Origin of the sequence: Senegalia massiliensis, assembly GCF_009911265.1 — a bacterium.
In the GTDB taxonomy this organism is placed as follows: Bacteria; Bacillota; Clostridia; order Tissierellales; family SIT17; genus Anaeromonas; species Anaeromonas massiliensis_A.
Genome location: NZ_QXXA01000004.1, coordinates 238,723 through 261,562, shown reverse-complemented (window position 1 = coordinate 261,562; position 22,840 = coordinate 238,723). Strand labels below are relative to the sequence as shown.

At 25.1% G+C, this 22,840-nt stretch carries 15 protein-coding genes; 13 read left to right on the top strand and 2 right to left on the bottom strand.

What is annotated here, in order from left to right; translation table 11 throughout:
- Positions 1 to 99 precede the first annotated feature (99 nt).
- The 5 genes from D3Z33_RS03570 (at position 100) to D3Z33_RS03550 (ending at position 9,649) form a co-directional block, all read left to right on the top strand.
- On the top strand, positions 100 to 1,647 hold the full coding sequence (locus tag D3Z33_RS03570) for a TolB family protein (protein ID WP_160196407.1): 1,548 nt from the start codon (positions 100 to 102) through the stop codon (positions 1,645 to 1,647).
- Between the two features lie 215 nt (positions 1,648 to 1,862).
- Positions 1,863 to 3,659, top strand: coding sequence for a peptidoglycan D,D-transpeptidase FtsI family protein (locus tag D3Z33_RS03565; protein WP_160196406.1), 1,797 nt, complete (start codon positions 1,863 to 1,865; stop codon positions 3,657 to 3,659).
- Between the two features lie 136 nt (positions 3,660 to 3,795).
- Positions 3,796 to 8,064, top strand: coding sequence for a 2-hydroxyacyl-CoA dehydratase (locus tag D3Z33_RS03560; RefSeq protein ID WP_160196405.1), 4,269 nt, complete (start codon positions 3,796 to 3,798; stop codon positions 8,062 to 8,064).
- A gap of 263 nt (positions 8,065 to 8,327) precedes the next feature.
- Positions 8,328 to 8,780 (top strand): GNAT family N-acetyltransferase, encoded by a 453-nt coding sequence (locus D3Z33_RS03555; protein ID WP_160196404.1) that lies wholly within the window; start codon positions 8,328 to 8,330, stop codon positions 8,778 to 8,780.
- A gap of 11 nt (positions 8,781 to 8,791) precedes the next feature.
- Positions 8,792 to 9,649: a DegV family protein gene (locus D3Z33_RS03550; RefSeq protein ID WP_160196403.1), complete on the top strand. Its 858-nt coding sequence runs from the start codon at positions 8,792 to 8,794 to the stop codon at positions 9,647 to 9,649.
- A 23-nt stretch (positions 9,650 to 9,672) separates the two neighbouring features.
- Here the strand turns inward: D3Z33_RS03550 and D3Z33_RS03545 are convergent, their stop codons facing one another.
- Positions 9,673 to 10,167 carry a peptidylprolyl isomerase gene (locus tag D3Z33_RS03545; protein ID WP_243153412.1) on the bottom strand — a complete coding sequence of 165 codons (495 nt, stop codon included), beginning with the start codon at positions 10,165 to 10,167 and terminating at the stop codon, positions 9,673 to 9,675.
- Between the two features lie 184 nt (positions 10,168 to 10,351).
- On the opposite strand from D3Z33_RS03545, the gene D3Z33_RS03540 reads away from it, so the two are divergent.
- The 3 genes from D3Z33_RS03540 (at position 10,352) to D3Z33_RS03530 (ending at position 12,638) form a co-directional block, all read left to right on the top strand.
- Positions 10,352 to 10,957 (top strand): histidine phosphatase family protein, encoded by a 606-nt coding sequence (locus D3Z33_RS03540; protein WP_160196401.1) that lies wholly within the window; start codon positions 10,352 to 10,354, stop codon positions 10,955 to 10,957.
- A gap of 345 nt (positions 10,958 to 11,302) precedes the next feature.
- On the top strand, positions 11,303 to 11,872 hold the full coding sequence (locus D3Z33_RS03535) for a LemA family protein (RefSeq protein ID WP_160196400.1): 570 nt from the start codon (positions 11,303 to 11,305) through the stop codon (positions 11,870 to 11,872).
- A 10-nt stretch (positions 11,873 to 11,882) separates the two neighbouring features.
- The gene (locus D3Z33_RS03530) at positions 11,883 to 12,638 is read left to right on the top strand and encodes a TPM domain-containing protein (protein ID WP_160196399.1); all 756 of its coding nucleotides are present in this window, start codon (positions 11,883 to 11,885) and stop codon (positions 12,636 to 12,638) included.
- A 37-nt stretch (positions 12,639 to 12,675) separates the two neighbouring features.
- On the opposite strand, the gene D3Z33_RS03525 is transcribed toward D3Z33_RS03530, so the two are convergent.
- Complete coding sequence (locus tag D3Z33_RS03525; RefSeq protein WP_243153401.1) at positions 12,676 to 14,751, bottom strand: ATP-dependent helicase; 2,076 nt, start codon at positions 14,749 to 14,751, stop codon at positions 12,676 to 12,678.
- 165 nt (positions 14,752 to 14,916) lie between these two features.
- On the opposite strand from D3Z33_RS03525, the gene D3Z33_RS03520 reads away from it, so the two are divergent.
- The 5 genes from D3Z33_RS03520 (at position 14,917) to D3Z33_RS03500 (ending at position 22,786) form a co-directional block, all read left to right on the top strand.
- On the top strand, positions 14,917 to 15,441 hold the full coding sequence (locus D3Z33_RS03520) for a hypothetical protein (RefSeq protein WP_160196397.1): 525 nt from the start codon (positions 14,917 to 14,919) through the stop codon (positions 15,439 to 15,441).
- A 77-nt stretch (positions 15,442 to 15,518) separates the two neighbouring features.
- Positions 15,519 to 15,806 carry a 2Fe-2S iron-sulfur cluster-binding protein gene (locus tag D3Z33_RS03515; RefSeq protein ID WP_160196396.1) on the top strand — a complete coding sequence of 96 codons (288 nt, stop codon included), beginning with the start codon at positions 15,519 to 15,521 and terminating at the stop codon, positions 15,804 to 15,806.
- A 125-nt stretch (positions 15,807 to 15,931) separates the two neighbouring features.
- A complete protein-coding gene (locus D3Z33_RS03510; RefSeq protein ID WP_160196395.1) occupies positions 15,932 to 16,288 on the top strand; it encodes a hypothetical protein in 357 nt (118 codons plus the stop codon).
- 83 nt (positions 16,289 to 16,371) lie between these two features.
- On the top strand, positions 16,372 to 19,515 hold the full coding sequence (locus D3Z33_RS03505) for a PD-(D/E)XK nuclease family protein (protein WP_160196394.1): 3,144 nt from the start codon (positions 16,372 to 16,374) through the stop codon (positions 19,513 to 19,515).
- Positions 19,478 to 22,786, top strand: a complete 3,309-nt coding sequence (locus D3Z33_RS03500) for a UvrD-helicase domain-containing protein (RefSeq protein ID WP_160196393.1) — start codon at positions 19,478 to 19,480, stop codon at positions 22,784 to 22,786. Before D3Z33_RS03505 ends, D3Z33_RS03500 begins: the two co-directional genes overlap by 38 nt.
- Positions 22,787 to 22,840 lie beyond the last annotated feature (54 nt).

Sequence of the window (22,840 nt, the reverse complement as noted above, 5' to 3'; positions counted from 1 at the left end):
GTAACCAAAAATCTACTATATCAAAATAATAAGTGGGTATAAATAAAGTATGGTATAAAGTAAAACTAGATTAAATATTATAAAATGGGGGGTGAAAATATGAAAGACAAAAAAATTCTTTTGTTTTTTTGTATTATAACTATAGCGCTTATAATTTCACTTACTTTAGATGAAAAAGATATAGAAGGAATAAAAAAAATAATTGTAATAGAAAAAGAGGATGAAGAAAACAGTAGAAACAATGAAGAGAAAGAAAATAAAAAAACTAAAGATTCTAAAAAAGAAAATGAAGAAAATAAAGATGAAAAAATATATATAGAAAAACAAGGTGATAAAACATATATAAAATCAAAATTAGAATCAATAAATCCTATAACAGATTTATCTTGGACTAATAATAATTCTTTTAGTTTTAATTTGACATTTGAAGATGAAAATATTAAAAATATAATTTACAAATATAATGCAGAAGATCAAAAGCTTGAAGAAACATTCCATATTGATGGAGTTATTTGGGAATGGAAAAGAGCAAATGAAGAAGGTATAGTATATTCAAATGATGGATTTGATGGATTATTTTATATGAAAGATAAAGATAAGAAGAAAAAAATATCTGAATCTCAAGAATGGTATAATGTTTCTCCAGATGGTAAAAAAATTATTGTAAATGGAATACCGAGAAATAGTAATCTAGAAAGTAATGAAAGATTTATATACTATTTAGAAAATGATAAATTTAAAGATGCAAATTATATACCTGATATTGATTATGTGTATTCATATCTTGCAGCTAGCTGGAGTCCTGACTCTATACATATTGTATCTCAAATACCAGGTAGAGATGATATTATAAATGTAATAGATATAAATAAAGGAATAGAAAAAGAATTAAAATTTGGAGATAGTAAATTAACTCTTCCTACTTGGTCTCATGACGGTAAAAAACTAGCATTTTTAATTCAATCATCTAAATATGATGAATATATATTAAATGATTTAGAGATGAATTATCTTTTATCTGATAAGATAGGAATATATAATACTGACACTAAAAAATTGAAAGTAGTTGATTTAGAAGGGAAATTAACTACTTCAAGAATTTATTGGACACAAGAGAGTGGTTCAATTATTATAGAGACTGCAGAAATAAAAGAGCTAAATGATATTATAAATAGAAATGTAAAAAAAATAGATGGTAATGTAGAACATATATCTATATTAAATGAAAAAAAACATACAGTACTTAAAGATCAAATTGATATAAGTGAAGACTATCCTGTGCACAAAATCACGCCTTTAAAATTACTTGAGAATGGACTTTTTTTATTCATGGATATTGATAAAGATGTTAAAAATATAAATATTATGGACATTAATAAAGGGAAAATTTTATCAGAAAATATAGGATATGTATATGATATTAGTTTTAATAATAATGATATATATATTGTTACTGATGAAGGAATATTTGTTGTCGATGAAAATTTAAATATAAGTAACTTGGTTAATTTCAAGGAAAATTATGGGGAAAATATTTTAAATGTAGATGCTAAGATATCACCTGATTATAAAAAAGTTTCATTGTATGTTCAATATGATATGAATTCTGAAGATAAAACTTTCATAGAAATAAAAGATTTAAAATAAATGTTTAATAAAAATAAGAAAGGGTAATATAAGAATAGGATGTTAATGATAATAATTATCATCTAATAATAATAAGTTAATATTTGATATTTTAAAACTTAAATTCATTTAAACTCCCCCTAAATAGACCAGCAACGCTGGTCTATTTTTATGCATAAAAGGTGAAAATTTCTTCTTGCTGTGGTAAAATATACTTAAAGAAACGGAGGACAATTATGAAGAAGAAAAGGTATAGTAAGATTATAAAAAATAGATTAATAATATCTTCATTAATCTTGTCGACCCTAGTATTTATTTTTATAATAAGACTAGGTTATTTACAGATTGTGCAAAGTGATAGCTTAAGTAGTAAAGCTATTCATCAATGGACTAGAGATATAGAATTGAAGCCTAATAGAGGAGATATATATGATAGAAATGGTAAAAAATTATCTACTAGCATTTCTCTATATACTGTATCTATTATGCCTCAAAACATATCTGAAGAAAAACATGAAGATTACATAAATAAGATTTCAAAAATAATAGATATAGAAAAAGAAAAGGTCGAAACGGCATTAAGATCAGACAAAAATTGGTATGAGATAAAAAGATACGTAGAAACAGAAAAGGCAGAAAAATTGAAACAAGAAAGTTTAATAGGAGTTAGTGTTGATGAAACAAGTAAGAGATATTATCCTTTTGATGATTTTCTATCTCAAGTTATTGGAAACACTAATAGAGATGGAGTTGGTCAATATGGAATAGAAAAATATTTTAATGAAATATTGATGGGTAATCCTGGTAGATGGATTAAAACAGTAGATGGGAATAGGATGGAACTTCCATATAATTATCAAAAAAAATATGAACCTGAAAATGGTAATAACTTAGTATTAACTATAGATGAGAGAATACAACATTTTGCTGAGAATGGAGCAGAAAAAGCTTTAAAAGATAATAAAGCAAAAAGAGCATCAGTACTTGTAATGGACCCTAAAACTGGTGAAATTCTTGCTATGGCTTCTAAACCTGGATATAATCCAAACGATAGAATGGTTTTAAATTATGATCCTCAGTCTCCTTGGATAGATTTAGGAGAAGAATATAAAGAAAAATTTAGTGAAAAAAGTTGGGAAGAAAAAGAAAACACATTATATGATATGTGGAAGAACACTCTTGTATCAGATATATATGAACCAGGTTCAACATTTAAATTATTAATTGCAGCAGCAAGTTTAGAAGAAGGTCTTGTAAATACAAATGAAAAGTTCTTCTGTGATGGTAAAGTTACTCAAGTTCCTGGAAATATAACTTGTCTAAAAGCACATGGAGAACAAACATTAGAGGAAGCACTTGAAAATTCATGTAATGAGGTACCAGTAGTATTAGGTTTGCGATTAGGGAAAGAAAAAATAGTAGAATATGCAAAAGCTTTTGGAATGGGAGACTTGACAGGTGTAGAGTTGCCTTCTGAAATTGGAGGATTAGTTAAAAGTGAAAAGACAATGAAAGATATTGATATAGCTACCATGTCGTTTGGACAAGGTATAGCTGTAACTCCTATTCAACTTATAAATGCAGTTTCTTCCATAGCAAATGATGGTAAGTTAATGACTCCAAGAATTGTAAAGAACATATTAGATGATGAAGGGGAAGTAATAAAAGAATTTGAGTCAACTTATAAAAGGCAGATTATATCTAAAAAAACAGCTGCAACTATGATGGATATGATGGAATCTGTAGTTTCTAATGGTTCTGGAAAAAATGCGTATATAGAAGGGTATAGAGTAGGTGGTAAAACTGGAACTAGTCAAAAAGCCATTGATGGAAAATATGTAAATGGTAAACATATAGCTTCTTTTGTAGGAGTTGCTCCTATGGATGATCCAAGGCTTTCTGTTTTGACTATTATAGATGAGCCAAAGGGAAGAGTTCATTATGGTGGAGCATTAGCCGCACCTATAACTAAAGAAGTAATTGAAGAATCATTAACATATCTCAATGTACCACAAAGAAAAGTAGAAGATTAAATATAAATTGAACAATTTAATTAAAAATAAATAGTATAGTTAATATAATTAAATCTAGCTAAAAAGTATTAATCATTGATTATAGTAATATAAATAATAACAAACAAAATAAATGTTGGTACGTGGAGGGCTTAATATGTACGATATATTAAATGTAGGTTTAGATATAGGATCTACTACTATAAAAATGATAGTTTTAGATTCTAAGTTTAATATACTCTATAAAAATTATATAAGGCATTTTTCTGATATTAAAAAATCAGTTATATCAATGTTTTCAGATGCTCAAAAAGTATTACATAAGAAAAGAATTACAGTTTTAATAACGGGTTCAGGAGGTCTTTCAATATCTAAAAACTTAAATGCTGAATTTATACAGGAGGTTGTAGCATGTACTAGTTCTATAGAAAAATATATTCCACAAGCAGATGTAGCTATAGAATTAGGTGGTGAAGATGCTAAAATAACTTATCTTGGTGAAGGATTAGAGCAAAGGATGAATGGAACTTGTGCAGGAGGAACAGGTGCGTTTATAGATCAAATGGCTTCACTATTAGAAACTGATGCATCTGGATTAAATGAACTTGCAAAAAAATATAAAACAATTTATCCTATTGCATCTAGATGTGGAGTTTTTGCAAAAACTGATATACAACCTTTATTAAATGAAGGTGCAAGAAAAGAAGATATTGCAGCTTCAGTTCTTCAAGCGATAGTAAATCAAACAATAAGTGGGTTATCACAAGGAAAACCTATAAAAGGAAGTGTAGCTCTTTTAGGTGGTCCATTATATTTTATGTCTGAACTTAGAAAAAGATTTAAAGAAACATTAAAATTAAAAGATGAAGATATAATATTTCCTGAAGATTCTCAGTACTTTGTTGCAATGGGAGCGGCTCTTTCTTCTAGAAAACAAGAACCTGTTCAATTTGAGTGTTTGTATGAGAGAGTACCAGGAATATATAAAATGAATAGAGGAGAAGTACAAAAAATTAAGCCATTATTTGAGAGTGAAAATGAATATAAAGTTTTTAAATCACGTCATGACAAGAATAGAGTTGAGAGAATAGAATTAAAAGACTATAAAGGAAATGCATTTTTAGGAATAGATGCAGGTTCTACCACGACCAAATTGGCATTAATAGATGAGAAAGGAAGGCTTTTATATTCTTATTATGGAAGTAACACAGGTAGTCCTTTAAACTCCAGCATAAGAGCTTTAAAAGACTTGTATAATAAATTAAATGATAATATCCATATAGTTAATTCTACAGTTACAGGATATGGAGAACATTTAATAAAATCTGCTTTAAAAATCGATATAGGGGAAATAGAAACTGTAGCACATTATAAGGCAGCTGATTTTTTCCTTCCAGGTGTAGATTTTATATTAGATATCGGTGGTCAAGATATGAAAAGTTTGAAAATTAAAAAGGGTGTTATAGATTCCATTATGTTGAATGAAGCGTGTTCTTCTGGATGTGGATCTTTCATAGAAACTTTTGCAAAATCTTTGAATATGGATATTAAAAATTTTGCAAAAGAAGCCTTATTTTCAAAGCATCCTGTAGATCTAGGTAGTAGATGTACAGTATTTATGAATTCAAGAGTTAAACAATCACAAAAAGAAGGGGCAGATATAGGAGATATATCAGCAGGTATTTCAATATCAGTTGTAAAAAATGCATTATATAAAGTTATTAGACTTCGTTCACCTGAAGAATTAGGTGAAAAAATAGTTGTTCAAGGAGGAACATTTTATAATGATGCAGTTTTAAGGGCTTTAGAGATTATTTCAGAAAGAGAAGTTGTAAGGCCAGATATTGCTGGTATAATGGGAGCATTTGGAGCAGCTCTTATTGCAAAAGAAAAATATAATTTTAATCACAAATCTACATTAATAACAAAAGAAAAGATTGATGATTTTAAAATAGATATTAATATAGATAGATGTAAACTTTGCGGGAATAACTGTCTACTGACTATTAATAATTTTTCTGATGGCAGGAAATATATATCAGGAAATAGGTGTGAAAGAGGAGCAGGATTAGAAAAAAAGAATAATGATATTCCAAATTTATATGAATATAAATATAAAAGATTATTTAAATATAAGCCTCTTTCAAAAGATGAAGCTATAAGAGGTGAAATTGGAATACCTCGAGCATTAAATATGTATGAAGATTATCCTTTTTGGTTTACTTTATTTACTGAATTGGGTTATAGAGTTAGAATATCTCGAAGATCTTCTAAAGAGGTTTATGAAATGGGAATGGATAGTATACCTTCTGAATCAGTTTGTTATCCAGCTAAATTAACACATGGTCATATAATGGATTTGATAGACAAAGGAGTGGATAAAATATTTTATCCTTGTATTCCTTTTAATATTAAAGAAGATAAGAATTCCGACAATCATTATAATTGTCCTATTGTAATTTCTTATCCTGAAACATTAAAGGCAAATGTAGAAGATATAAATGATAAGAATATCAAATTTTATAATCCTTTCTTACCATTAGATAACAAAGATAAATTAATTAAAAGATTAATAGAAGAATTACAAGAAGAAGGTTTATCTAAAAAAGAAATAAAGTATGCAGTAGAAGCTGCATATAAAGAATTAGATAAATTTAAACAGGATGTTAAAAAGCAAGGTAGAAGAACTTTAGAATACATTGAAAAAAATAATATTAAAGGAATAGTTTTAACAGGTAGACCTTATCATATAGATCCAGAGATTAATCATGGAATACCACAAATGATAAATTCCTTTGGTATTGCTGTAATTCCAGAAGATGCTATAGATGATATTGAAGAAGTAAAAAGACCAATTAGAGTGGTAGATCAATGGGTATATCATTCTAGAATGTATAGAGCAGCAGAGTTTGTAGCAAAAACAAAGAATTTAGAACTTGTTCAATTGAATTCTTTTGGTTGTGGTTTAGATGCAGTAACTACTGATCAGGTAAATGAGATTTTAGAACAATATGGGAAAATTTATACTGTTTTAAAAATAGATGAAATAAATAATTTAGGTGCTATTAAAATTAGAATTAGGTCACTTATAGCTGCTATGGATGAAAGAGACAACCAAAACTTCATTCCTAAAAAAGTATATGATAATGATAAGAGAAAATTGTTTACAAAAGAAATGAAAAAAACTCATACTATATTAGCACCTCAAATGGCCCCTATTCATTTTGAGTTATTAGAAGCTTCAGTAAAAAGTGTAGGATATAATTTAGAGATCTTACCATCAGTGGACTATAAAGCTATAGATGAGGGACTTAGATATGTTAATAATGATGCATGTTATCCTTCTATTATAACAATAGGTCAAATTATGAATGCTTTAAAGTCTGGTAAATATGACTTAAATAACACTTCAGTGATAATATCTCAAACAGGTGGAGGGTGTAGAGCTACAAACTATATAGCTTTTATAAGAAAGGCTTTAAAAGATGCTGGATTAAATCATATACCAGTAATTTCACTTAATGCATCAGGATTAGAGGAACAACCAGGATTTAATGTAAGTTTAAAAATGGCTATAAAAATGGTAAAATCTCTTGTATATGGTGATTTGCTTATGAGGGTATTATATAAAGTTAGACCATATGAAAAAGTTAAAGGATCATCAGATAAGTTGTATAGATATTGGATGGATAAATGTAAAATTAGTTTATCAAGTGAAGATACAGATGATTTTAAAAATAATATTTATTCTATAGTAGATGACTTTGATAAATTAGATATAAATGAAGATATGCTTAAGCCTAAAGTAGGAGTGGTAGGAGAAATACTTGTTAAATTTCATCCAACTGCAAATAATAATATAGTGGAATTACTAGAAGAAGAAGGAGCAGAAGCAGTAGTGCCTGATTTATTAGATTTCTTTTTATATTCTTCATATAATAATAATTTTAAATATGAAAAATTGTCTGGTAGTTTAAAAAATAAATTTTTAGGCAATATTTCAATAAAAGCTATTGAATTTTTACGTAAAGATATGAAAAAAGCATTGAAGAAAAGTAAAAGGTTTAATGAACCTAAAAAGATAATAGAACTTGCTGAATCAGCAAAAGAACATTTATCACTTGGACATCAAACAGGGGAAGGGTGGTTTTTAACTGCTGAAATGGTGGAATTGATAGAAGAAGGAGTAGAAAATATAGTTTGTTTACAACCATTTGCATGTCTTCCTAATCATATAACAGGAAAAGGAATGATTAAAAAATTAAGAAAGTCATATCCTAAATCAAATATAGCAGCTATAGATTATGATCCTGGAGCAAGCGAAGTAAATCAATTAAACCGTATAAAGCTTATGCTTGCTGTAGCATTTAAAAATTTAGAAAAAACTAAAAAGGAAAATAAAGAAGTTTTTGAAACAAATGAATAGCAAAACTTTAAGGCCCGAAATTAGGGCCTTATTCTTTAGATTTTAAGTTAAATTAGTGCTGAACCTGCTAATATTGCTATTAGAAGTATTAAAGCACCTATCAATAGATATAATGTTTTTTTTCTAATGAAAAAAATTTTACTCATTAAATCACCTCTTATTTATCTATATGATGGAAAGAATTATAACCTTATAGTATAATTTATTTAAGAGCAATAATATATATTACTAATAATAAGATATAAATTTTTAGGAGTGATGAAATGGAGTGGATAATAAAAACTTATGATGAATTAACTAAAGATGAACTATATGAAATATTAAAAAAGCGAATAGATGTTTTTGTTGTAGAACAAAACTGTCCTTATGATGAAATAGATAATAGAGATAAAGACTCTTATCATATCTTTTTAAAAAAAGATATGAATGTTATTGCATATTTAAGAATATTAGAGCCTGGGATATCCTTTGAAAATATTTCAATAGGAAGAGTTTTAGTAGATAAAAATCAGAGGGGTAATGGTCTTGCTATAGAGATGATGAATAAAGCTATTGATTTTATAATAAATAATTTAAGATATAATATAATTAGAATTTCTGCTCAAGAATATTTAATTGGTTTTTACGAAAACTTAGGATTTGAAAAAGTTTCAAATGTATATTTAGAAGATGATATACCTCATGTTGAAATGGTGTATCAAAACTATAAAAAATAGGAGATGATTATATGACTGTAAAAATAATTGCAGATAGTGGATGTGATTTACCAAAAGAAATAATAAAAGAATTAGATATAGAAATATTACCTTTATCTGTGATAATAGATGATAAAGAATATGGCGATGGTGTTGATATGAATCCTAAAGGGCTTTATAAACTCATGAAAGATGGAAAAGCTCCAAAAACAGCACAAGTATCTCCAGGAACATTTAAAAATACTTTCATTAAATATGCTAAACAAAATAGAGAAATTATTTATATAGGATTTTCATCACAATTATCAGGTACTTTTAATACCGGTTATCTTATGAAAGAAGAGGTATTAGAAGAATATCCTGAATCAAAAATAGAGGTTTATGATACACTTGCTGCTTCACTTGGTTGTGGTCTTATAGTACATAGAGCAGCATCTTTAGCAAAAGAAGGAAAAACTATAAATGAGATTTTAGAACAAATTGATTTTTACAGTAATCATATGGAGCATGTCTTTACAGTAGATAATTTAGAATATCTTTATAGAGGTGGTAGAGTAAGTAAAACTCAAGCATTTGTAGGTGGACTTTTAAGCATAAAGCCTATATTAAATGTAGAAGAAGGTAAACTAATACCTATTGAAAAAGTCAGAGGTTCAAGTAAGGTTATGAAAAGAATGATAGAAATAATGGATAAAAGAGGAGTAGATTTAAAAGATCAAACAGTTGCTATAAGTCATGGAGATGATTTAGAAAAAGCTAATGAATTAAAAAATATGATGAAAGAAAAGTTTGGAATTAAAGAGTTTGTAATTAATATGATAGGGTGTTCTATAGGAGCACATTCAGGACCAGGTACCCTTGCAATATTTTTCTTAAATAAAACAAAATAAAATAATAGGCTAAATTTAGCCTATTATTTTATTTTGTTTGGTTCATTAAATTCATATCCATTTAAATCGATAGTCATTGAATTTATTTTTGGCTCATCTAAAGGTCTGTCGTTGTATCCGGTTTCCATTTCTGCTATTTTATCTATTATTTCTATTCCTTCTATTACTTTTCCAAATGCCGCATATTGACCATCTAGATGTGGAGAATCTTTATGCATTATAAAAAATTGACTACCAGCTGAATCAGGATGAGCTGATCTTGCCATAGAAATAATTCCCTTTTCATGTTTAAGATCGTTTTTAATACCATTACCACTAAATTCACCTTTTATACTATATCCAGGTCCACCTGTTCCACTACCTTGAGGACAACCACCTTGAATCATGAATCCTTTTATAATTCTATGAAAAATAAGACCATCATAAAAGTTTTCTTTTATTAAAGAAATAAAATTATTAACTGTATTTTTAGCTATATCAGGATATAGCTCTAGTTTAATTTTATCTCCACTTTCCATTTCAATAGTTACAATTGGCTTTTCACTCACAATATCATCTCCTAATAAATTTATATCAATTATATTATACACTAACAACATATATATATCCTAATTATATTTTAAATAATCATAGTATATTATTAGATTAATTATTAATTATAGGGTAATATAGTATTATGAATAAAATTTAGAGGTGATTTATATGACAAAATTATATTTAACAAGACATGGTCAAACTCAGTGGAATATTGAGGCGCGATTTCAAGGACAGATGGGATCTCCGTTGACAGAAAAAGGAATAAAAGATGCAGAAAATTTAAGAGAGAGGTTAAAAGAAGTTGAATTTGAAGCAATATATTCTAGTCCTCAACCACGTGCATATGATACTGCAAATATAATAAAAGGAGATAGGAAAATTAATATAGTCACAGATGATAGATTAAAAGAGATGAATTTTGGTGACTGGGAAGGCATTAAAGGAGATGAAATAAAGAAAAAACATTTTAAAATGTTTGATAATTTATGGAACTCTCCAATGGATTACAAGCCTAATAGTGGAGAATCATATGAAGATGTATATAATAGAGTTGTTCCTGCAATAGAAGATATTAAAAAACAACATGATGGCAAAGTACTTATAGTAGCTCATGGGATAGTACTTGCAATTATAATGATGTATGTTGAAGGTAGAACTATAGATAACTTATGGAAAGAACAAGTATTACCTAATACTAGCCTTACAATAGTAGAAGCAGAAAATGATAAATTTGATATAAAAATGTATGGGGATACAAGTCATTTTAGTTAAAATAAAAAATTTCAAAAAAGTACTTGATAATAATTATCAACTGTGGTATTATATTTATAGAGTTGAGAATGAATCTCAATTAAACAATAAAGTAAATTAAGGTGTTGAATAATAAATTACCCCCATTATCAATACCTACCCGTTTAAGTAAATTCATAATTTACACAATTCCATAGTAATATTTAAAAGTATATCTTGCCGATAATACTTTAATGAAACCTCCCAATGTGGAGTAACCCCTAGAAACGGAATCTAGGGGTTATTTTTTATAAAAATTTGTGTATAAGCATATAATTAGAGTATAATATACATATTGTATAATATATGATTGAAAGGAGATATTTTATGAAGAAATCGTTGTTGATAGTATTAGTTGTGATAATTATTATTTTAGTAATTCCTATTATGTTTTTAGCTGGGAGTTATAATGACTTAGTATCATTAGATGAACAAGTGAATGGTTCATGGGCTCAAGTAGAAAATCAATTGAAGCGTAGAGCAGATCTTATACCTAATCTAGTAGAAACAGTAAAAGGTTTTGCAGATCAAGAAAAAGAGGTATTAATTGGTGTTACTGAAGCAAGAAGTAAAGTTATGAAAGCAGATTCACCTGAGGAGTTTGCTGATGCAAATAATCAGCTTACAAATGCCTTGCAAGGACTTAATGTAGTGGTAGAAAGATATCCTGAGTTAAAATCTAACCAGAATTTTATTCAACTTCAAGATGAATTAGCTGGTACAGAAAACAGAATAGCTGTTGCAAGAAAGGATTATAATGAATCAGCTAAAATTTTAAATAGTAAGATAAGGAGATTTCCAACAAATATTGTAGCAGGAATATTTGGAATAGATAAAAGAGAATATTTTGAGGTATCTGAAGAAGATCAAGAAGTACCTGATGTAGAATTTGAATAGGTGATAGAATATGATCAAAAAGATGCTCACTATATTACTATTATTTTCCATATTATTTAATTTTAATATATCTATTGCCGCAGATTTTGAACTTCCAGAACCTAGTTATGAATACTATGTTTATGATGAAGCAAATATTATAGAATCTGATGTGGAAGAACATATTATAAATAAAAACAAGAATTTATATAGTAAATATGGTGCACAAGTAGTTGTAGTTACTGTTAATTCACTACAAGAGAGTTCTATAGAAGAATTTGCTAATGAATTGTTTAGAGAGTGGGGAATTGGTAGTAGTGAAGAGGATAATGGAGTACTTTTATTAGTAGCTCCAAATGAAAAAAGACTTAGAATAGAAGTAGGATATGGACTAGAAGGAGCACTTCCTGATGGAAAAGCAGGACGTATTCGAGATGAGTATTTAAACCCTAATTTTAGAAATGGCGATTATAGTAAAGGTATACTTTTAGCATTTGACAATATAACAAATGAAATAGAAAATGAATACTTAGGTATAAATCAAGAAGATAATATAGAAGAAAATAAACCTGGTGAACAATCAAATGGCTTTAGTACACTTCAGAAAATATTTATAGGGTTACTCATTATTATATTAATATTTATAGATTTTAGATTCTTTGGTGGTTTCTTGACTTATATGATAATAAGAAGTATAGGAAGAGGAAGAGGAGGATCAGGAAGAGGAGGATCAGGAAGAGGAGGTGGCGGCTCTTCAGGAGGAGGCGGCGCATCCGGTGGCTGGTAAAATTAAAAGTAGTATAGGGCAGATATTAATATCTGCCCTATACTACTTTTAATAAATTATTCTCCATGCTAAGACTTAATGAAACTTTCTTTTTGCCATATTTCTCAAATTTAATTGTGAGTATATCTTTATCTATATCAAGTACAATTCCTTTTCCAAAAGATTTATGAACTATATTGTCCCCGTTATTTATACCTAAAGATTGATTTGAGATTATTCTTTCTAATTCAGCTACAAATCTTGATATCAACACTTCTTCTCCATCACGAGATTTATATGTAAGAAGCTTCAGATCTTTTTTAGCACGAGTCATACCTACATAAAAGAGTCTTCTTTCTTCTTCTAGTGGTTTTTTATTTCCCATTTCATACTCATCAATACTATTACTATTAGGAAATTCATTGTCAATTAAATCAATCATAAATACTCTTTCAAATTCTAATCCTTTTGCTGAATGAAAAGTTGATAGTCTAACTTTTTCCTCACCAAAATCTCTATTTTCATATAGAGATTTTTTTATATAATTTAACCTATCTATTAAAAGAATTGGAGACTCTAGATCTCTACAAATAAGTTTTATTGTAGAGATTATTATTTTTATATTTTCATAAGATTGTCCATATCTTTTAGAATTTTTTCTTAGGAATTCATCATATTCTAAATCATATAATATAGAATCAATTGCTGTTTTTGCATTTAATTTTCTAATGACTTTAAATTTATCTCGTATTCTTTTAATATTATTTTTTTGATAAATTTTTAGGTCGGGAAAGTTTAATAGTTTGTTGAATATTGATTCATCTATATTTTTACTTTTAATAAAACTTATTTGCTTTTTAGAAATATATCCATTCATTCTATAATATATTTTTTCAAAGCTATTTATATCAGTTTCATCATAGGATAATTTTATAAAAGATAGTATGTCCCTTACTATCCAATGGTTAAAAAATGTTATATTAGAATCTCTTACAAAAAAAGGAATATTATTTTTTAGTAATCCATCTACTATGGATATAGTAGAAATATTATTTCGAAAAAGAATTGCTGAGTCATGACTATTATTTTTGAGATTATCAAATAAATATTCATATTGTTTTTTTTCATCTTTAAATTTAATAATTGTTACAGGTGATTCTTCACTATTTTCAGTATATAAGTTTTTACTATATCTAATAGTATTATTTGTAATAAACTTATTTGAAGTATCAACTATATTACTGCTAGATCTATAATTTTGTTCCATAAAAAATTTCTTGGAATGAGAATAATTTTTTTCGAAATTTAATAAATACTCTGGATAAGCTCCTCTAAACCCATATATACTTTGATCATCATCAGCCACGATGAATAGGTTGTTTTTTGGGCTAGATAAAAGACGAATTATTTTATGTTGAGCTCTAGAAGTATCTTGTCCTTCATCTACTTGTATATATTGATATCTTTGTTTTAGGTTACTTAATATAAGAGGATTTTTTTCAAATATACTAATAGTTAATGAAAGCATATCGTCAAAATCTATATAGTTATTTTGTTTTTTATAACTTTCATATTTAGCATATATCTTTTTAAAATTATTTATTTTTAATTTTTTGTATGTTGTAAAATCCTCTTTGTTTAGCAACATATTCTTTACAAAGCCTACTGCATTTAATAGTTCTTCTAACTTTTCTTCAGAAGGCATAGAATTATTTAATTCCATATATAGTTTTTTAAGTATAGAAATTTTATTTACAGGAGAATTTTTACCTTCAATTAAAGTATAATAATCATTACTGATTTTTGAATAATATCTTATAACACTGTATGCAAAGCTATGAATTGTAGAAAAGTGTACTTTTCTATCTAAATTATTACCAAATACCTTTGAAAATCTACTTTTCATATCAATAGCAGAAGCTTTGCTAAAAGTTACAGATAATATATTTTGTGGATTTATATTATGATTTAAAATCAAATTAGCAGTTCTAGATATAAGAACAGTAGTTTTACCAGCACCAGGTACTGCTAGTACTAGAGCTGGACCGTTTTTATGTAATACTGCTTCACGTTGTTGAGGATTTAAATTTATATTAAAATTACTTGATAAATTGTCAAAGAAATTATTAGACAATAGTGACACTCCTTTATCTATAATATAAAAGTATATCATAAAAAAGTTTATACTAATACAGCAATAACAATAAACTCGACATAATTGATATATTTATGCTATAATAACATATAATATTAGTATCAGGTACTAATAACTAGTATTAAATTAAGAGGAGTGAATATTATGTATGATAGAAATGTATTATTTTTAAATAGAAAGATAAAACAAGCTGAAATAGATGCAAAAAAATATATTGTAGAATTATCAAAACAAGGAAAGAAAATAGTATTACTAGATTCTTTTTGGAGTAAAGAAAAGTATTCAAGGTTCATATCTTCTCCATATAAATCTAATATAGAAAAAAGATATCACATAAAGATATCAGTTGAAGATTTTTTACAAAAAGATAATTTAGTAGATTATATGAATAAAAAAGATATTAATATAGTAAAAGTAAAATCAATAGTAGGGTTTATGAGTGCAGCAGAATTATTTCCTGTAATTATATCTAAGCTTAATACTATTGAAAGTGATGAGAGTATTCATGTTTTGGTAAATGATTATATTTTAGATAATTTAGAATGGAGTCAGATAAAAGATGCTATTCATTCAGTAGATAAAAATAGAATCAAATTTATAATATTATCATCTAAAGATGAAATAGGTAAAGAAATAGTAGAAAAATATGAATCTATTATTAACAATTAATTAATTTATTTCTAAAAATATTAAACTAATTATGAATTGGGTATATTAATAATGATATTTTTAGAAAGGTTGATTAGATGAATGATATGTATATTAATATAGAATTTAAAAAGAGTGGAAAAACTGTAAGGACTTATCCAGGATATACATTGTTACAAATTGCTCGGGCAAATAAAATACCTATATTATCTCCTTGTGGTGGAAATGCATTATGTGGAGGATGTAGAGTAAAAGTGATTGAGGGTAATGATATTATTGATGTAAGTGCTGAAGAATATAATAAATTATCTGATGAGCAAATAGAAGATAATTGGAGATTATCTTGTAGTTTTATTCCATATAAAGATATTGTAGTAGATGCCTAGTTATTATCTCAATAATTTAAGATGATTTTTAAACTTTTGTAAATACTGAAAAATCGACAATTATAGCATCTTTTTCATGTTATAATCTTTTTAATATTGAGTTTGAGTTTTAAGGAGGCATTTATATGATTATTAATAAAAGAGAAATAGCAAAGGAGTACTATAATAGTCTATTAGAACTAAAAGATACTGACAACTATATAACAAGAAGACTATATAAAAAAGCTTGTAAAATAGATAAGAATAAATTTATTGAAGAATATCCTATTTCAACCTTAGAAATTGTAAGTTATAGAACGTTCTGGGAATTATTATTAGAATTAAATATAGTAAAAAATCCATTTCATTTAGATAATCCAAATGCCGATGAATTTGAAATTAAATTAAAAAGGATATTAGATTCATTAATTTATGATAAAACAAGCAAATATAATGTAGATGATATAGTTTCTATATTTAGAGAATATAAATTTTCTGCATAATCCCCTTATATAAGGGGATTATTTTTTTGGAAATAAATTAAAACTTTAGTATAATTATAGTATAAATTTTTTGGAGGTATAAAATGAGTAAAAAGATAATTTTTTTTGGTGATATAAATAATAACTTTACAAATAAATTAATAGAAGAGGCAAGAAAATATGTAAGTAATAATAATTGCAAAAAAATGAATTACATACTTCCTTCTAGAGATTTACTTGCGAAATATAGAAAATTATTATTAAGTGAAGTTAAAGGGGCATTTAACTTAAATGTAATAACATTCGATGATATAGTAGACAAATTAATTGATAAATCAATTTATACTGAGATACAAGATATAGCAAAAAAAATAATATTAAAAGATATATTAAAAAAATTAGAGCAACAAGGAAAAATTAAATATTATAAAGATATAATGAAAAATGATAGTTTTATAGAATCTTTAATCTATATAATAGGTGAAATAAAAAGATCTTTAGTAACAGGTGAAGATATAAATATTGAAGAAAATCAACATATAAAGTTTAAAGAGATATTTTATATTTATAAAGAATATCAATTATTTCTATATAACAACAATTTATTAGATAAAGAAGAAGTTTTTTTAAAATCAATAAATAATTTTGAAAAAACTAAAAGTGTTTTTAAAAACTTAGAATTAATAATAATAGATGAATTTTTTGATTTTAGATCACAAGAATTTGAAATAATTAAGCAATTGTCTAAAATGAATATAGATATTTTAATAAACATTCCATATAAAACAGATAAAGAGTATATAACTATAACAAAAACAATAGAAAGACTAGAAGATTTAGGTTTTATATTAAAACAAAAGGAAAATGAGCAAAAAGATTTGTTTGATAAATTAGGAATTGAATTATTTTCTAATAAAAAGAATGAAAATTTTGACACTAGAAAAATAAATGTAATAAGAGCAGATAATTTGAATTTGGAAATTATGAAAATAGCTAATGATGTAAAAGAGGATATACTAGGTAAAATACTCCCAAATAAAATAGCTGTTATTACTGATGATTTAAATATTTATGGTGAATTAATGAGAGAAAAGTTAAGTAGTTATAACATACCTTGTAATTTAGATAAAAAAGAAAAAATGATTAATATACCTATAGCAAGAGATATATTAAATATATTAGATTTAATAAATAATAATAATATAAGTAATGTAGTTAAAGTATTAAAATCACCTTATTTAAATATAGAATATAATATACCTGAAGAAACTATAGAGAAGAGTTTAGATTATATATATGACAATTATAAGGAAAGTAATATTGGTATTGCAATATCTAAAGAAAAGGAAAAATTAAACTATTTAATAAATGCGTCTAACGATAAAAAATATAATCAACAATTAGAAAGTATCCAAATAATAGAAACTGAAATTAATGTATTATTAGAAAAAATACCCGAATTGGATTCAATAAGATACCCACACGATATTATAAAATTTTTAAATACTTTATTAATAGATTATAAAATAGAAGATAATATAGAAGAATTATATCAGTTACATAATGATGAAGATATATATTATAGAGATGTAGCATTTATTAATAATCTAGATATTCTATTTGAAAAATTGGAAAATTATATTGATATTATTCCAAATAGTAATTTTGATATAAAATACTTTATAAATTTATTAAAAAGTTTGTTTGAAGAGGAAGAACTAATTATAAAAGAAAAAAATAAGAATGGAGTATATATAATAAGTCCTTCACTATCAAGAGGATTAGAGTTTGAAAATGTATATATATTAGGATTAAGTGAAGGTAAATATCCTAAAATAAAGAAAAATAATTGGTTCTTTAATAAGAGAAATATGAATTTATTAAATAAAAAAGGAATTATATATCCATCTAATATAGAGCTATATGATAAGGAGAAATTATTATTTGGTATATCAATTTCTAGAGCAAATTCAAAATTATTGCTATCATATTGTAATGAAAATACATCTGAACTTTCAATACCATCTATTTTTATAGAGGAAGTATTTAAAAATATAGGATTAAATGAAAAACATATAGAAAACATAAATAGCGATTATATTTTTAAAAAAGATTTAATGAATATACATAATAATGAAGAGCTACTTCAAAATATATTATATAAATATTCCAAAGGTGAAGATATGTCTCGTGAAATTAATATGTATAATAACCTAGATAAATATGCTATATCTAAAATAATGAGCAATGTTAATGTAGAGTTTAAAAGAAATTCCCATGAATTTAGTGAATTTGATGGAAATATTAATGAAGAATATAATTTTATTGATAAGACATTTAGTATAACTAGTCTTGAAACATATGGACAATGTCCTATGAAATACTTTTTTAAATATGTATTAAATATCAATGAAGAAGAAAAAGAGAAAGATTTTGATAATAGGGATAAAGGAAATATTTATCATATGGTATTAGCAGAATTTTACTCTAGATATAAAAATAAAATTTATAATTATATTGATAATAAAGTTCTTGAAATTGAAAAGATAGAAGACATTGTAACTAAAATACTTATAAGGACAGTAAAAAATGAATTACAAATAAAAAATATAAATAAAATGTGGAATTTAAGAATAGAGTTTATGAAAAAAGTTATTTTAGAGTTTTTATATCAAGATTTAAATAGATTAAAAGAAAAGCAAATTTATCCTAATTTTTTTGAATATAAATTTGGTTATAAAGAAGATTTCATTTTAGAAACTGAAGATTTTAATGTGAAATTATTAGGAAAAATAGATAGGGTAGATATAAAAGATGAAAAAATAATAATATATGATTATAAAACTTCTCATGGATTAAAATTAAAAGATATTAAGGAAGGGACAAGCCTTCAATTACCTATATATTTAATGGCTATGGAAAAGATAGGTTATGAAATATTATCAGGAGGCTATATAGTTTTAAATGACAAAAAGTATATAAATATTTTAGCTAAAAAAGAGTCTAAAGATATAATAGATGAAAAGAAAACTTTAAATGAAGAAAAATGGCAGGATATTATGAAAATAACTAAGGACAAAATCAATAGATATATTCATGGTATAAAATTAGGTGATTTTTTTGTAAAGCCTCAAGAATGTAGCCCTTATTGCCCTTATAAAGAAATATGCAGATATAATAAGGAAAGAATAGATGGAAAGGATGTAGAGTATGATAAAACTTACAGAGAGCCAGAAGCAAGCTATTAATACAATAAATGAAAATTTAGCTGTAAATGCAGGAGCAGGAAGTGGAAAAACAAAAGTTTTAGTAGATAGATATATAAATATTTTAGAAAATGGCAATCTAGATAAATATAGTGAAATTGAATCTATTGTTGCTATTACGTTTACTAAAAAAGCTCAGGGTGAAATGAAAGAACGAATTAGAAAAAGAGTAATAGAAAAAATAGAAGAAGAATCTAAAGAAAAAGAATACTGGAAAAGAATATATGAAGATTTAGAAATGGCTAATATATCAACGATTCATGCATTTTGCTCCAAAATACTAAGTGAAAATCCTATTGAAAGTAGTGTACAACCAAAATTTAAGATATTAGAAGAATATGAAAAGAAAAAATTTATCGAAGAAATTTTAAGTGATATATTTACTATACAAGTAGAGAAAGATAATCAAATATATAATTTTTTAGAGTATTTTACTCCTTTTTCTATAGAAGAAAGTATGCATAAGGACAATATAATACAGACCTTAAAAAGAATATATTTAGATATAAGAACTACAGGGAAGAATATAAATTATATAGAAGATTTAACACTTAAAAATATTGAGAATTTGGAAGTAGATTTTTCTAACTTAGATGCTATAAAAGAAAAAGTATTATATTTAATAGAAAATTCACGTAAAAATTCAAAATTAGCTAAATTAAAAAATGATGAAATATGGTTAGAGTTGTATGATAAACAGAGTAATCAAATAAAAAAAGAAGATTTATTTAATCTTGCATATATAAAAGAGAATTTAGGGAAAAACAAGAAGTTACAAGACAATATAGATGAAGTCAAAAGTATGATTAATAATTTATTAGTAATGTTAGAAAAATTAAACAAAGATATATATATATTTACCTTTTATATATTAAAATTATTAGACAAAAAATATAGTGAAAAAAAACAAAAATTATCTAAATTAGATTATGAAGATTTACAAATATTAACTTTACAATTATTTGATAATAAAAACATATTAAATCATTACATAAACAAATTCAAGTATATAATGATAGATGAATTTCAAGATACAGATAATTTGCAAAAAAGTATATTATATAAATTATGTTCATTAAATAAACCTTTAGACAGAAATAATTTATTTGTAGTTGGTGATCCTAAGCAATCTATATATAGATTTAGAGGGGCAGATGTATCAGTATTTGATGAAGTTTCAAAGGATATCTCTAATAAAAATAACGATTTAATAATTAATTTAGATGATAATTTTAGAACTGTAAACACAATAATGAAAGTAATAAATGACTTCTTTATAAAATTAATGGTAGATAAATATCAAATACTTAATTCAAATAAATCTACTGAGAATGAAATAGATGTAGAAATATTAAAGAATGATGAAATTGAAATTCCAAATGATGAAAATAAAAGTGAATATCACAAAAAGATTGAAGCAGATTTAATAGCTAAAAGAATTAAGCTATCAGTTGATAAAGGAGAATATAATTATAGTGATTTTGCAGTACTCTTTAGAAGTATGACAGATGTTTCATTATATGAATCAGCTTTAAAAAAATATAACATACCTTTTTCAAACTTTTCTGGTGAAGGGTTGCTATATTTAGAACAGATAGTAGATATAATGAATGCATTGAAATCTATTAATAATAATGATGATATGATTTCTTTTATAGGCTTTTTAAGATCATCTATGATAGGAGTTTCAGATAGTACATTATATAAACACTTTTATGACTATGAAGATTTTATAGAAAACAAAGAAAAGGATAAATTAGAATTTGCTTATTCAATTATAAAAAGATTTAATAAGCTTAAAAAAATATTAAGGGTAGACGAATTATTAATAGAGCTTTTAAAGGTCACTAAATTTAAAGAAACTTGCTTGCTATTAGATGATAATGTACAAAAAATCTCTAATATAGAAAAATTTATTGATTTTACAAAAAAATTAGTATATGAAGAAAATCTAGATTTAAATGAATTTATAAATTATATAGATGATTTTAAAAAATATGGACAAGATATTGAAAAAGATAATGTGAATAGTTTAGATTCTAAAGGTGTAAGTATTATGACTATTCATAAATCAAAAGGTTTACAGTTTAAAGTAATAATTATACCACAAACTTCAAAACCTTTTAGAAATAATAATTTAGATATTTTATTTTCAAAATATAAAGGTTTAGGAATAAAGCATGTAGATAAAAATCAAAAGAAATCAAAGGAATTATCATTTATTTATTCTAATATATTAGAAAATGAAAGTATTGAAGACTTTGAAGAAAATAAAAGAATATTGTATGTGGCTATGACTCGTGCTGAAGAAAAGTTAATACTTGGATCTCAATCTTTAGGAAGAAATTATAAAAATTCTTTTAAATCAATGATAGAAGAAAATATATCTACTGAAAATATAAAATATATAAATAATATAGATTTAGAATATGAGAAAATACCAAGAGTAAAGAACTTTCAAGAAAGTCATTTGAAAAAAAGAGATATAGATACAAATATATTTCCTTTAATTAATATAAAAAATAATATAAAAAAGAAATTTGAAACATTAAGTATAAGTGCTTATATGAAATTCAAAAATTGTCAGAGAAGCTTTTATTATGAATATTATAAAAAAAGTCCTGTAATTAACTTTAATAACTCTAAAGGTAATATAAATAATACATTATCAAGTATTGAAAAAGGAGTTTTAGTTCATAGAATATGTGAATTATATAATCCAGAGATAGATAAGTGTAATTTAATTAAAAAGGTTTTTCAAGAAAAAAATATAAATATTACAACAGATAAAATAAATGAAATTCTACCATATATAAATAATTACATAGACATGAATGACTTTCATAATAAAGAGCAATACAATGAAATTCATTTTTATTATAATATATTAGATATTAAATTATCTGGTGTTATTGATAAAATAATAATTGATGGTAATAAAGCAACAATAATTGACTTTAAAACTAATGATGTAAAAAATAAAAAACATATATTAGACCAATATTCTACACAAATGCAATTATATACTTCAGTTGTAAAGGATCTATATAAAATTAATGTGGAAAAAGCTAGAATTATGTTACTTAAAACAGGAGAATATATGAATATTGATATATCAGAAGATGGTCTAAATGAGAATATAGATAGAATAAAAAAATTTATTACTTTTGTAAACACGCATAATGAAGAATTACATTATAGTAAAAATACAAACAAGTGCATATATTGCAATTATCAAAAAATCTGTAAATAAAAAATATTCTAAAAAATTAAAGGAATTTAATAATTTATGTAGAATATATATAAA

What these genes read in the sequence shown, in the direction of transcription:
- D3Z33_RS03505 (WP_160196394.1), top strand. Translation starts at nt 16,372, where the DNA reads ATGAGTAAAAAGATAATTTTTTTTGGTGATATAAATAATAACTTTACA.
- D3Z33_RS03515 (WP_160196396.1), top strand. Translation starts at nt 15,519, where the DNA reads ATGAATGATATGTATATTAATATAGAATTTAAAAAGAGTGGAAAAACT.
- D3Z33_RS03520 (WP_160196397.1), top strand. Translation starts at nt 14,917, where the DNA reads ATGTATGATAGAAATGTATTATTTTTAAATAGAAAGATAAAACAAGCT.
- D3Z33_RS03535 (WP_160196400.1), top strand. Translation starts at nt 11,303, where the DNA reads ATGAAGAAATCGTTGTTGATAGTATTAGTTGTGATAATTATTATTTTA.
- D3Z33_RS03560 (WP_160196405.1), top strand. Translation starts at nt 3,796, where the DNA reads ATGTACGATATATTAAATGTAGGTTTAGATATAGGATCTACTACTATA.
- D3Z33_RS03510 (WP_160196395.1), top strand. Translation starts at nt 15,932, where the DNA reads ATGATTATTAATAAAAGAGAAATAGCAAAGGAGTACTATAATAGTCTA.
- D3Z33_RS03555 (WP_160196404.1), top strand. Translation starts at nt 8,328, where the DNA reads ATGGAGTGGATAATAAAAACTTATGATGAATTAACTAAAGATGAACTA.
- D3Z33_RS03545 (WP_243153412.1), bottom strand. Translation starts at nt 10,167, where the DNA reads ATGGAAAGTGGAGATAAAATTAAACTAGAGCTATATCCTGATATAGCT.
- D3Z33_RS03565 (WP_160196406.1), top strand. Translation starts at nt 1,863, where the DNA reads ATGAAGAAGAAAAGGTATAGTAAGATTATAAAAAATAGATTAATAATA.
- D3Z33_RS03500 (WP_160196393.1), top strand. Translation starts at nt 19,478, where the DNA reads ATGATAAAACTTACAGAGAGCCAGAAGCAAGCTATTAATACAATAAAT.
- D3Z33_RS03530 (WP_160196399.1), top strand. Translation starts at nt 11,883, where the DNA reads ATGATCAAAAAGATGCTCACTATATTACTATTATTTTCCATATTATTT.
- D3Z33_RS03550 (WP_160196403.1), top strand. Translation starts at nt 8,792, where the DNA reads ATGACTGTAAAAATAATTGCAGATAGTGGATGTGATTTACCAAAAGAA.
- D3Z33_RS03570 (WP_160196407.1), top strand. Translation starts at nt 100, where the DNA reads ATGAAAGACAAAAAAATTCTTTTGTTTTTTTGTATTATAACTATAGCG.
- D3Z33_RS03540 (WP_160196401.1), top strand. Translation starts at nt 10,352, where the DNA reads ATGACAAAATTATATTTAACAAGACATGGTCAAACTCAGTGGAATATT.